At 40.3% G+C, this 12,852-nt stretch carries 12 protein-coding genes; 8 read left to right on the top strand and 4 right to left on the bottom strand.

From position 1 onward, the window contains the following. Positions 1 to 831 precede the first annotated feature (831 nt). The 4 genes from PN471_RS14110 (at position 832) to PN471_RS14095 (ending at position 4,983) form a co-directional block, all read left to right on the top strand. A complete protein-coding gene (locus tag PN471_RS14110; protein WP_271777392.1) occupies positions 832 to 2,547 on the top strand; it encodes an iron uptake porin in 1,716 nt (571 codons plus the stop codon). 313 nt (positions 2,548 to 2,860) lie between these two features. Further along, positions 2,861 to 3,298: an RrF2 family transcriptional regulator gene (locus PN471_RS14105; protein WP_168644983.1), complete on the top strand. Its 438-nt coding sequence runs from the start codon at positions 2,861 to 2,863 to the stop codon at positions 3,296 to 3,298. A gap of 17 nt (positions 3,299 to 3,315) precedes the next feature. Beyond that, complete coding sequence (gene cysK / locus PN471_RS14100; protein ID WP_193899224.1) at positions 3,316 to 4,278, top strand: cysteine synthase A; 963 nt, start codon at positions 3,316 to 3,318, stop codon at positions 4,276 to 4,278. 15 nt (positions 4,279 to 4,293) lie between these two features. Further along, on the top strand, positions 4,294 to 4,983 hold the full coding sequence (locus PN471_RS14095) for a J domain-containing protein (protein WP_271777391.1): 690 nt from the start codon (positions 4,294 to 4,296) through the stop codon (positions 4,981 to 4,983). Between the two features lie 155 nt (positions 4,984 to 5,138). On the opposite strand, the gene PN471_RS14090 is transcribed toward PN471_RS14095, so the two are convergent. Beyond that, the gene (locus PN471_RS14090; protein WP_271777390.1) at positions 5,139 to 5,279 is read right to left on the bottom strand and encodes a hypothetical protein; all 141 of its coding nucleotides are present in this window, start codon (positions 5,277 to 5,279) and stop codon (positions 5,139 to 5,141) included. 125 nt (positions 5,280 to 5,404) lie between these two features. On the opposite strand from PN471_RS14090, the gene PN471_RS14085 reads away from it, so the two are divergent. Beyond that, positions 5,405 to 5,773 carry a phage holin family protein gene (locus PN471_RS14085; RefSeq protein ID WP_193899216.1) on the top strand — a complete coding sequence of 123 codons (369 nt, stop codon included), beginning with the start codon at positions 5,405 to 5,407 and terminating at the stop codon, positions 5,771 to 5,773. A 31-nt stretch (positions 5,774 to 5,804) separates the two neighbouring features. Further along, positions 5,805 to 5,996 carry a YqaE/Pmp3 family membrane protein gene (locus PN471_RS14080; RefSeq protein WP_027402184.1) on the top strand — a complete coding sequence of 64 codons (192 nt, stop codon included), beginning with the start codon at positions 5,805 to 5,807 and terminating at the stop codon, positions 5,994 to 5,996. A gap of 77 nt (positions 5,997 to 6,073) precedes the next feature. Here the strand turns inward: PN471_RS14080 and PN471_RS14075 are convergent, their stop codons facing one another. Next, on the bottom strand, positions 6,074 to 6,856 hold the full coding sequence (locus PN471_RS14075; protein WP_271777389.1) for a histidine kinase: 783 nt from the start codon (positions 6,854 to 6,856) through the stop codon (positions 6,074 to 6,076). A 290-nt stretch (positions 6,857 to 7,146) separates the two neighbouring features. Here PN471_RS14075 and PN471_RS14070 point away from each other — a divergent pair, with 290 nt between their 5' ends. Both PN471_RS14070 and PN471_RS14065 read left to right on the top strand, forming a co-directional pair. Then, entirely contained in the window at positions 7,147 to 7,371 is a 225-nt protein-coding gene (locus tag PN471_RS14070; RefSeq protein ID WP_271777388.1) for a hypothetical protein, read from the top strand. A 5-nt stretch (positions 7,372 to 7,376) separates the two neighbouring features. Further along, the gene (locus tag PN471_RS14065) at positions 7,377 to 8,396 is read left to right on the top strand and encodes an aldo/keto reductase (RefSeq protein WP_271777387.1); all 1,020 of its coding nucleotides are present in this window, start codon (positions 7,377 to 7,379) and stop codon (positions 8,394 to 8,396) included. Positions 8,397 to 8,647: 251 nt separating this feature from the next. On the opposite strand, the gene PN471_RS14060 is transcribed toward PN471_RS14065, so the two are convergent. Continuing rightward, a complete protein-coding gene (locus PN471_RS14060; protein ID WP_271777386.1) occupies positions 8,648 to 10,672 on the bottom strand; it encodes a cation:proton antiporter domain-containing protein in 2,025 nt (674 codons plus the stop codon). Positions 10,673 to 10,860: 188 nt separating this feature from the next. Next, entirely contained in the window at positions 10,861 to 12,138 is a 1,278-nt protein-coding gene (gene purD, locus PN471_RS14055; RefSeq protein ID WP_271777385.1) for a phosphoribosylamine--glycine ligase, read from the bottom strand. Between the last annotated feature and the right edge of the window lie 714 nt (positions 12,139 to 12,852).

Here is a 12,852-nt window from a genome sequence, read left to right as displayed (position 1 = left end):
ACTAGAAGTCGCAGCTACACAGACGAAACCCACCTTCGTGGGTTCAAAAGCCTTGATTTTTCGTTAGTCCACGCAGGTGGACTTTGTTTGTGTAGTAGCGATTTCTAATCGCCGGAAACTTTTCAAACATCCTCTAAAGCACAGATGTAGCTGACTTAGGAAGCTACATCTTCAAGGGTTTTCGGCATTTCCCTTATAAAAGCCTAAAAAGCTTGTTTGATCAGTTATTTAAATTTCGATCTGCGTTACTAAGTGGTAGTTTTTAATAAGCACTATAAGACAATATTTTAGATATTTGCTGTTAACGCATTATTGTCGCGGAACATTTATTAGCGATCGCCCATCATTTATATCTGTCAGGTTTTGGGAGCGAAAACAAAACACCCATGACGAATAAATGATCATTAATGTCTCAGGGTTGTAATTGCAAGTATATTGCCAAACTTGGCGGAATTTTCCAATGCGGAAACCTATTCCCTAATTTTCTACGTAAGAACAGCTTAAAGTAAGTAAAACAGATTCAACTTTGACCCGGTACAACCAAAAATATCTTACCAGGAAAATTGATACCTACTTGATCAAAAAATCTTATGTTGATTATTAGAAAAAGTGATAATATAATCGCAGGATATGGTTGAAAGTTTTTGCATAAGTTAATTGCATTGAAGTTTAACGATTAGTTAATCAATTGTTAGCCTTGTAAAAGCTATGATTGTGGTATTAGTGGCAGCCATGCCTATTACACAGGTTTCAACAAGAATTCGCGTTTGTAAACAGTTAGCTACAGCGAACTCAAGTTATCCATATAAAGGTGTGAGGAGAAAAGGAAAAATGTCTAATATTTTGTGGAAATCCTTGGTGGTTAGCCCAGCAATTTTGGGAGCAGCACTGTTAGCATCTTCAACAGCAATTGCCGCACCCAGTACCAACCAGGAAGCATCGTCAATAGAAACTTCCTCTACAACAGAAGTTTCTCAAAAGCCAACAACATTAGCAACAGAAACCAAAGAAGCCCAAATTTTGGCTCAGGTTAACCGCTACAGCAACGAAAACAATACTTCTTTAAATCAGGTAACATCAGTTTCCCAATTCTCTGATGTTCAACCTACAGATTGGGCATTCCAAGCTTTGCAATCTTTGGTAGAGCGCTATGGCTGCATTGCGGGTTATCCCAATGGCACATATCGCGGTAATCGGGCTTTAAGCCGTTACGAATTTGCCGCTGGGTTAAATTCTTGTTTAGATCGTGTAAATGAATTGATTGCCACAGCAACCGCTGATATGGTAACAAAGCAGGATTTAGCAACATTGCAGCGTTTGCAAGAAGAGTTTTCGGCGGAATTGGCAACTTTACGCGGTCGAGTAGATGCCTTAGAAGGGCGGACTGCTGAATTAGAAGCGAATCAATTCTCCACTACCACTAAATTAAAAGGTGAAGCCATTTTTGCTGTCACCGACGTTTTTGGTGGTGAAACAGGCAAAGCTAACCGGGCAGTTTTCCAGAATAGAGTGCGTTTAGGTTTAGAAACCAGCTTTACAGGTAGAGATATATTAACCACCCGTTTGGCTGCTGGTAATGCCACAGGCTTTAGTCTCAGAGATAATGCGAATACTGCGATTAATGCTGGTGGAGTTGGCAAACAAACCTTTGAAGTTGGTGCAACTAACCCAGCTAACAGCGTTAAGATTGACAAATTAACCTATGAAGCGCCTGTAGGACCTGCAAGAGTTTATCTTTCAGCCAGTGGTGGACAACATAGTGATTATGCCGCTGTTAACAACCCCTACTTCTTTGATAAAACAGATGGTGGTAAAGGGGCTTTAAGTACCTTCGCATCTGAAAACCCCATCTACCGGATTGGTGGTGGTTCTGGTATTGCCTTGAATGTACCCTTTGGGAAAGCTGGTGATAGTTTCTTGAAACCAAGTTCTCTCACATTAGGTTACTTAGCTTCAAATGCTAATGATCCTAGCCCCAGTAATGGCTTGTTTGATGGCAACTATGCGGCTTTAGGTCAGTTGAACTTTAACGTTGGTAATCGCGTTGCTTTGGCTGCCACCTATGTCCATGGTTATCAAAAACCAGGTACTACCTTATTTGATTCAGGACTTGGTGGTGGTGCTTTAGTAGGCACTGCACAAGCGAATACTTTAGGTGCTACTAGTGCCTCTTCCAGCAACTCCTACGGTATTTCCGCAGCTATCAAGCCCAGCAATAAACTATCATTGAGTGGTTTCGTATCCTATCATGATGTTACAGGCTTCGGAGCTAATGATGATAAAGAAGCTTGGAGCTATGGTGTCGGTTTAGCTTTACCTGATTTTGGTAAGAAAGGTAACGTCTTGGGTATCTTCGGTGGCGCTCAACCTTACTCACTAGGGCCGACTGGTAGAGAGACTCCATACCAAGTAGAAGGCTTCTATAAGTATCGCGTTTCTGAAAATGTATCCGTAACTCCTGGAGTTATTTGGATGACATCTCCTGGACAAAATAATACCAGTAATGATGCCTTTATTGGTACACTCAGAACAACTTTTAGCTTCTAAACTGTTAAAAATCGGTTCATAAGTTCAATACCTTGTCCAAATTTAAAAAAGCCTTGATTTGTAGGTTGGGTTGTGGAACGTAGACGTATCCCTGCGGGACACTGCGTGAACGCGGAGCAATTAGCATGAAACCCAACAAGGCAGAAAATGGAGAAGGTATTGTAAGTTGAAACGTTGTTTGACCCTGCCTCATGGCGGGGTTTTTTTGTGGAGAGTAAAAACCCCAGTGGAGAACCGGAGTATACTGTAAAAGAGATGAACTATCAGGTTTTGCTGATTTTCATCCTTCAATTTTGATCTTGGACTATTGCTTGTGGAACTATCATGTAAATCTGAATACGCAATTTTGGCGTTATTAGAGATGGCTACTCATTATGAAAACGGTGAACCGATGCAAATTCGGCAAATTGCTCTGCAACAAAAGATACCTGATCGCTATTTAGAACAACTGTTAGCAACTTTGCGGCGGGGGGGTATAGTTAAAAGTCAACGGGGTTCAAAAGGTGGCTATTTACTGGCGCGAGAACCTCGGAAAATTAGTATCTTTGAAATTTTAGAATGTTTGGAAGGTTTGGATGTGCAGACTGGTGAACAAAATACTAAAACCACAAGTTTAGATAATTCTGTGGTGTCAGAAATTTGGCAGGAAGCACGTCAAGCGGCAAATTTAGTGTTACAAAATTATTCGCTTCAGGATCTTTGTGAAAAACGGGATTCCCGGAAGCAGTTGGATATCATGTACTACATTTGAAGACAGAAAATTTTATGATGCGGATTGTTGAAAATATTACGGAATTGGTGGGACGGACACCTTTAGTGAAGTTAAACCGGACTCCTCAAGAATTAGGTTGTGTGGCGACAATTCTCGTGAAATTGGAAAGTATGAACCCTTCGTCATCGGTAAAGGACAGGATTGGGGTAAGTATGATTATGGCGGCGGAAAAGGAAGGATTAATTGCCCCTGGGAAGACGATTTTGGTAGAACCAACATCGGGAAATACTGGGATTGCTTTGGCGATGGCAGCGGCGGCTAAGGGTTATCAATTGATTTTAACTATGCCGGAGACGATGAGTGCGGAACGGCGGGCGATGTTAAGGGCTTATGGGGCCCAGTTGGAACTCACGCCGGGAATTGAGGGGATGAGTGGGGCGATTCGGCGGGCGCAGGAGATTGTGGATAGAACACCATACTCATATATGTTGCAACAGTTCCGCAATCCGGCTAATGCCCAAATTCACCGAGAAACTACGGCGGAGGAAATTTGGGCAGATACGGATGGATTGGTGGATATGATTGTGGCGGGAGTGGGGACTGGAGGGACGATTACGGGGGTGGCGGAAGTTTTGAAGGCCCGGAAACCGAGTTTTCAGGCGATCGCTGTTGAACCAGCTAATAGCCCGATATTATCGGGGGGTAAACCAGGTCCCCATAAAATTCAGGGCATTGGGGCAGGTTTTATTCCCCAAGTCTTAAAGGTAGAATTGATTGATGAGGTAATTACGGTGACTGATGAGGAGGCGATCGCCTTTAGTCGCAGATTAGCCAGGGAGGAAGGACTACTATCGGGTATTTCCAGCGGTGCAGCCCTCTGTGCAGCGGTCCGTGTTGCCCAACGTCCAGAGAATCAGGGACGCTTAATTGTGATGATTCAGCCTAGTTTCGGTGAGAGATATTTAAGTACACCCTTATTCCAAGACCTAGAAGCGAAAACAGCAACTAGTGCCAATTAACAATCTATTGGATTCATGTCCGATTTTAACCACTACGACACCCTAAAAGTTAGTAACAATGCCAGTCTTGCGGAGATTAAACAAGCTTATCGCCGCTTGGTGAAAATTTTTCATCCTGATAGTAATCAACAAATCACAGACAATGAACAAATTATTCGTGTTAATGCTGCCTATGAAATTTTAAGTGACAGTAAAAGTCGTTTCCATTATGATGAAAAACTCCGTCACGGTCAGCAAAAATTTCATCAAGTTCGCCAAAAACGTACAGAATATGCCCAACAGCATCACAAAGCAACTAGGAAAACAAGAAAAGATGTTGATGAAAACGTCGAGGAATGGTTACGTATAGTTTATAAACCAGTAAACCGCATACTTTCGACAATTCTCAATTCTTTAGAATCACAAATTGACGAATTAGCCGCAGATCCTTTTGATGATGATCTTTTAGACGAATTTCAGGATTATTTAGAATCCTGTCGGGAAGATTTGCGAGACGCACAAATTAAGTTTCGTTCTTTGCCAAATCCTACTAGTTTTGCAGCCGCAGCAGCCCATATTTACTATTGTATGAGTCAAGTGGCAGATGGAATAGAGGAGTTAGCCTACTTCCCATTAAGCTATGATGATCGTTATTTGCACACAGGACAAGAATTATTTCGGATAGCAAAAAGACTGTATCGGGAAGCCCAAGAATCGGTTAGTTGATGAGACATAAGTAGGGGTTGCTGATAGCGAAGCGTGGCGTAAGCCATAAAACTTGTCTGTGAGGGCAGGCAAGAGAGGCAAGAGAGGCAAGAGTGAAGAGGGTTTGGGCGATTTTACTTTTCTTTACACAGATTGGTTTTATTGTGTTTACCTACTTACTCAAAATTACAAAATATCATCAGCGATAACCGTACCACCAACAGCATAAACTGCGTTAAAGCCGATTCTTCCTGCCCAAATTGAGGCATCAGATTGTTTTGCTTGTAATCGGCGACTTGTAATGATGACTCTTGCATCCCAGCCAGTTATTATTTAATCTAACCTAAGATACATCAAGATTATATCTAAGAAAAGATGTGAAATATTAGTCTATCTTTGAAAATGGTAACCAGCACTGATATTGCTGTTACTGAGGTAAAAAATGTTGTCATATTTTTTCATTGCACTCGCTACAGCTTTAAGTTTGCTGATTGTTGATTTAGTTGTTCCCGGTGTGGATATTGCTAATTTTCCCGCAGCTTTAATTGCTGCTGTTGTGATTGGTTTAATTAATAGTGGAGTTAAACCAACTATCAATGTCTTGTCTTTACCTTTGACATATCTCACATTAGGTGGATTTTCCCTAATTATTAACGGAATCTGCTTTTGGTTAGCATCAGTTTTAGTTCCAGGTTTTCAAGTTCAAGGATTTATCGCTTTTATTATCGGTCCTGTAGTTCTTTCTTTAGCTAATACCTTTCTCAGTAAATACTTCGCAGAAAAAGGTTTTGAATTACAAGATAGTCAATAAGTCAACCCAACTTTAAAACTAGGAAATATCCATGAACTTACTGCGTATACTTATCGGTTTATTTCTACCTCCCTTGGGGGTTTTTCTCACCGTTGGCTTTGGTCCAACTTTGTTAATTAACATTTTGCTGACTCTGCTAGGTTGGCTTCCTGGTAGCATTCATGCAGTTTGGGTAATTGTCAAGCATGAAGAAAATATTAATAGAGAGGAAGGTACTTATTAAGTATAACAAGCAACAAGAATAAGATCTCCGACTTCTTAGAGAAGTCGGGGATCTAAAGTCTAAAGGATAGTTACTCATTAAGCACGAATATCTTTATCTTTGAACAAATCAGCCGTTGCTAATAGTAACTCACGCAAAGTTTGCTTTAATTGACGTTCTTTTTTCGCTATGACTGCACCTGCGTCTGTCAATTTTTTTTCTAGAAGTGAGTAACTTTCTTTTACTTGTGCTGTGATAGACTCGGCTTTGGGATGGGATTTATCACACCATTGTTTGGCTTCATTTAAATAGTCCTGTACTTCTTGATCACTTCCACTATAATGTGCCGATAAATTGGCTCGAATAATTGCTGACTGCGCTTGTAATTGTGCATAGCGTTTTTTTAATAATCCTATTTCTTCACTATCTTTGATAGAATCAATGGCTGAATCAATCGCAATTTTTGTATCTGCTGATTTATCTTGACTTGTTTCAACTATCTTCGTTAAAATTCCTTCAATTTCTGCTTGTAGTTCTTCTTCTTCCCTATCCAATTGAGCTTGTAATTGCTTAATTTCGGCTTGAGTCTTGACAATATCTGAGTGTTTTCTCAGATTTATCCCTTCCATCGCTCCTTCAATTGAAGCTACCACTCCTTCTTTAACTTCACTACCTTTTTCTTGTAAATTATCAATGACAGTAGACACAGCATCATTAACTAAATTACGCAGTTCATGAGAACCTTCTTGAAACTCAGAACCTACTTGAGAAACAGCAGATTTGACAATTTCCCGAATGCGTTCAGCTTTTAATTGTCCTGTTTCTTTAGCTTGGTGTAAATCTATTTGAATTTGTTCTTTAATGTTCTTATGGGTGGTCATATTAAATACAAATCTCATTACAACACTTGCAATCATTATGGCGGACTCTTCTTAGATGTGAACACCCTCTAAAGAGATAAAATCATATCTATCTTTTGGCGATTACAAAGATGCTTCCAGCACCGTACACAAGCAAAGTCTACCTTCATAGATTCAGCAATTAGAAGTTTTTAACCCACGCAGGTGGGTTTTGTCTGTATAGCCGCGACTTCTAGTCGCCAGGAATTTTTTAGTTAAATGTTGCCAATTTATGAAATAATCAATATTGGTCAATAACTAAATTTTAAATTATGTGGCAGGTAAATATCACTTGCGATGGTGAAGCGTGGAAAGTGTACGGAGTTGAATTTAAGAAAATGGTAGAAAATTACCAAGCCGAATTGATTGGTTCTAAAAAAATGCCAGATGGAAAACGCATTATGTCCTATAAAATTGAGGATGTCAGCGAAGCAGAAGCTTTTCAGGAACAATGTACAAACTTTATCGGCTTCATATCTGACTTTGTAACAAGATAAAAAATATGATGTTACCTCAAGAAAGCTATTTACAATTTACCCCTGATTTGAAAATTTGCCGAATTTTAAATGGAATGTGGCAAGTTTCGGGAGGACATGGACGCATTAACCCCAAAACTGCGATTGAGTCTATGTTTCAATATGTTGATGCTGGTTTTACAACCTGGGATTTAGCAGACCATTATGGACCAGCAGAAGATTTTATTGGTGAGTTTCGTCGTCAACTGATAGCAACTCGTGGAGAAGAAGCTGTTAACAATATCCAAGCTTTTACAAAATGGGTTCCTCGTCCTGGGAAAATGACGAAAAAGTTGGTTGAGGAAAATATTGATATTTCTTTGAGAAGAATGGACGTTAAATCATTGGATTTAATCCAGTTCCACTGGTGGGAATATCGAGATGCTAATTATTTAGATGCTCTCAAATATATGGCAGAATTGCAAACTGAAGGTAAAATCAAACATTTAGCTTTAACTAATTTTGATACGGAACATTTGCAAATTATTACCGAAGCAGGAATCAAGATTGTTTCTAATCAAGTGCAGTTTTCTGTAGTTGATAGAAGACCACAGGTAAATATGGTTAATTTTTGTCAGGAACATGATATTAAGTTGTTTACCTATGGTAGTCTTTGCGGTGGTTTGTTATCAGAAAAGTATTGGAATAAACCAGAACTTAAAGGCTTAGAAATAAATACCACCAGTTTGAGAAAATACAAACAAATGATTGATAATTGGGGTGGTTGGGGACTATTTCAACAGTTACTAAATACTTTGAAAACCATTGCTGATAAACATCAAGTGAATATTGCTAATGTGGCTGTCAATTACATTTTAAGTCAGCCAGCGGTGGGGGGTGTAATTGTCGGTGCTAGATTGGGAATTGCCGAACATTCGTCAGATAATGCTAGGGTTTTTAGTTTCAATTTAGATGCTGAGGACATAGGGAAAATAGATGCAGTTTTTCAACAGTCAAAAGACTTATATAAATTAATTGGTGATTGTGGGGATGAATATAGGAGTTAGGATAGTTGTAGGGTGGGTTAGCAACAGCGCATAGTTACTAAGTTAATAGGGGTATTAGGTCAGATTAAGTAGGTGAACAGAATAAAACCAATCTGTGTAAAGAAAAGTAAAATCGCCCAAACCCTCTTCACTCTTGCTTCTTGCATGATTGCCTCTTGCCTTGCCATAAGGACGATTTTCAATGCTAACCCACTTACTTTCATTGACTTTACGCCAGTCAGTGTCACTGCTGACTGCTGTTCTCTAGCTGTTTAGTCCAAAGTCCAGTTAATAGTGATTTTACCTTCAGCAAATTGGACTAAAGCTGTTAATTCTTCTGCTGATCCTACCACTAATAAGCGATCGCCTAACAGCAGTGTAGTTTGACTATTGGGATAATCAATTTCTTCTCCATCAACCCGACAAATAGCCATTAAACTCACCCCAGTTAAATAACGCATATTCACTTCTTCTAAAGTCATGCCAATTAAAGGTGAATCTGCTGGTAAATCATACCAACGACGATTGAGATCACGGGTGACTTTTTGTAAATATCGAGAAACTTCAGCAGGAGAACTTTCAGGGCGTAAATCTAAATAATGATCTTGGCGAATTTGTTGCATTTTCTCTTGTACCACTTCTGGTAGCAAACCCACACCAATTAAGAGATGATTTACCATTTCCAAACTAGCTTCAAATTCTGGTTGGACAACCTCCTTTGCCCCCAATTGATAAAGAAGCTCAATATTTTTATCTTGGGTAGCACGGACAACTGTATCTAATTCTGGACAGACTTCCAAAGATCGTTTTAAGCATAGTCGAATACTAGCAGGATCTGGGAGTGCGATCGCCATTCCTTGAGCATGACTGACACCAGCGGTTTCTAAGACATGAAGACTCACCGCATTACCATAAACATAAGGTATTCCCGCTTCCCGTAACTGTTGAATCCGACTTTCTGATTGGTCAATTACCACCACAGATAATTGATATTGCTGTAACAACTTCACCAAATTTTTACCCAGTCGTCCATAACCACAAACTACGATATGATTTTTCTGTGGCAAATCTTCCGAGAAATCACGAGCTTGGTCATCCACCAAATATGGTTTTAGCCAAGGCATAGATTCAGCAAAATCGAATAAAAATGGCACTAATCGCAAAACAAAAGGAGTCAACATTAAAGTAACGGCAGTAGTTCCTAAAATTAGTAAATATATCCGCCGAGACACCAAACCCAAAGCTTGCCCTTCACTTGCTAAAACAAAGGAAAATTCCCCAATTTGCGCTAGTCCTAAACCCGCAATTAAAGCTGTTTTTAAAGGATAGCGAAACAATTTGACTAAAGGAGTAATAATTAAAAACTTACCCACAAAAACCAAAGCCACCAATCCGAGAATCAATTCTAGATTTTGCCATAAAAATACCGGATCAATCAACATCCCAATGGCAGCAAAAAATAAACTAGCAAATATATCCCGCAAAGGTTCAACAATAGTCAAAGTTTCATCAGCATATTCCACCTCAGAAATCATCAATCCAGCGACAAATGCCCCCATTTCGATAGATAACCCCAAGTATTCTGTGAATATGGCAATTCCTAAACAGATGGTGACAATACCTAATAAAAATAACTCCTTACTTTCCGTTCTGGCTAATAATCTGAGTAAGGGGGGAATCGACCAAATCCCCGCTACAATCGCACCAGCGGCAAATAAACCAATCTTTAGCAATGCCATCAGCACAGCAATGCCAATTACCTCTCCTGGTGCATGGAGGGCTGGTAAGACAGCTAACATTAGTCCCAGGGCTAAATCCTGGACAACCAACATCCCCAGCATCACCTGACCGTGAGGTGTTTCCGTCTCATTGCGTTCCATTAAGCACTTGAGAACCACCGCAGTGGAAGACAGAGACAAAATCGAACCCAAAAATACACCCTTAGCGGGTAAAGTTCCCCAAGCACCAGTGACACCACAGACCAAAACAGTGATGAGAATAGTGAGGATAATTTGTAAAGTACCACCTCCGAGAGCGATCGCCTTAACTTTCCTAAGTTCCGTCAAAGAAAACTCCACACCCAAAGCAAACAACAAAAACGCCACCCCAAACTGAGCCAAGGTTTCCACTTGGATAAGTTCCTTAATCAGTCGCAGTCCAGAAGGACCAACAACCATCCCACCAATCAGATATCCCAGCAAAACAGGTTGTTTTAACAGCGCAGCTAATAGTCCACCGCAAGCCGCAACAGCAAACACCAAAACTAAATCAATAATTAAACGAAAATCTTCTTGCACCGGTTTTAATTAAGAACTATAAACAACCATATAGATTCAGCATACAAACTTTTAGCAATTTGCGGGGAGGGCTGGGATAGAAGAAAATATAGCAGGGGGGGCAGGGAGCAGGGGGAGGATTTATTGAAGATTCCTCTGCCCCTCTGCGCCTCTGCGAGAGCAAAAAATCTAATTCATGTACCCAAAAATCAGCCTAAAACCCGATAACCAATATCTCGGCGATAATACATTTCATCAAATTGAATGCTCCTTATACCTGCATAGGCTTGAGCTAAAGCTGCTTGAAAATCCTCACCCAAACCAGTAATATTTAACACCCTACCACCATCTGTCACAACTTGCTGGACGGCATTTAACCTTGTCCCCGCATGAAAAACCGTCGCCCCGGAGGTCTCGGTTGCGGCCAGACCAGTAATTACCTTGCCTTTGGCATACTCTCCCGGATAACCACCAGAAGCAGCCACCACCGTCGCCGCAGCCCCTTGTTTCCAAGCAATCGGCGGCATATCTCCTAACCGCTGTTCTATACAAGCCAAAATTAAATCTTCTAAAGGTGTTTCTAACATTGGTAAAATCACTTGGGTTTCTGGATCACCAAAGCGACAATTAAATTCTAAAACCCGAAAATCCCCATCTGGTGAAATCATTAACCCCGCATACAAAATGCCTCGGTAGTCAATGCCCCTAGCCTGTAAGGCGTGAATAGTTCTTTCTAATACTTCTGTTTGTACCCGTGCCATTAACTGCGGTGTCGCTATTGGGGCGGGAGCATAAGCACCCATGCCTCCAGTATTGTCTCCTGTATCACCTTCACCAACGCGCTTATGATCTTGAGCAGGTAATAATGGGCGAATGGTTAAACCATCGGTGAGAGCTAAAATAGATACTTCCTGTCCGACTAAACATTCTTCAATGACAACGGAACTACCAGCAGATCCAAATTGCCCTTGAAAAATTGCCTCAATTGCTTCTTCAGCTTGGGCAATGGTTTCGGCAACTGTTACCCCCTTTCCAGCCGCTAAACCATCGGCTTTAATCACAATGGGCGCACCTGCGGATTCGATGTAAGCTTTTGCTGGGGCTGCTTCTGTAAATACCGCAGATTTAGCAGTGGGAACTCCGGCTTCTGCCATTAAGGCTTTAGCCCAGGCTTTACTTGCTTCTATTTGCGCCCCTTCCTTATTTGGACCAAATACCATTAAGCCTTGATTTTGCAAATAATCAGTAATTCCCTGAGCTAAAGGTACTTCTGGTCCAACAATTACTAGAGGAATATCATTATTTACCGCATATTCGCTAATACCAGCAAAATCATCCACTGCTAAGGGCAAGTTTTCACAACCGGGCATAGTTGCAGTACCACCATTACCTGGTACACAGACCACTTGCTCGATTTGATCAGATTGCAGCAGTTTCCACGCTAGAGCGTGTTCCCGTCCCCCATTCCCGATAACTAAAACTTTCACTTATTTCCTCGCGCGTAATCCAGCAAAACGAGAATATATGATACCATCTTCAATTGTCCAAGCTGGTAATCTGGCTAGATTTAGGGTTTGTGTATCGAAGGAGCAAACCGCTTGCAGCAGCACTTCGCGATCGCACAATCATAATCTAATAATATGCTCTTAGTTTTATCCTAGATGCTATTTATCAAATATGTTGTGATAAGCTTAAATTATAGAAAATCAATAATACTTTTGATATTTATAACTTTTAGCAATTTGCCTTTAGATTTTCTTAATAATTAATTGAGAATCTTTTCTATTTATCAACGAGGTTGCTATACTTTCAGCGATTTGCTATAATTTCAGAGAATTTCATAATTGGTTTATTATTGTCAATTTTGGATTTTTCAGAAGATGTTAGTCTCAAACCCTTTATTGACAGTAGTTTCAGAAATTGATTTCCCAGGCTAATACAAAACTTTACAAAAATTTTAGCCATAAATTTGCTCAGAAATGATCTAATTTGAGCGATAGTAGAAATTTACTATTGACAAATTGACAAATAAGTGGTCATTAACCTTTCAACGTTATTAATTTTAGCTTAATCAGCAGAAGCCCCACGTCTCACTCTTAGGAGCGTGGGATGAATGCGAGTGAGTTGAGTTGCGTAGCCCAAATTGTATTTGAGCGTAGCGAAAACAAAGAAGGCTACAGCGACGAAACGAACAAAATATT

The sequence above is a fragment of the Aphanizomenon sp. CS-733/32 genome, assembly GCF_028330045.1.
Classification (GTDB): Bacteria; Cyanobacteriota; Cyanobacteriia; order Cyanobacteriales; family Nostocaceae; genus Dolichospermum; species Dolichospermum gracile.
The sequence above is the reverse complement of the archived record's forward strand: the minus strand, read 5'-3'. Positions and strand labels throughout refer to the sequence as shown.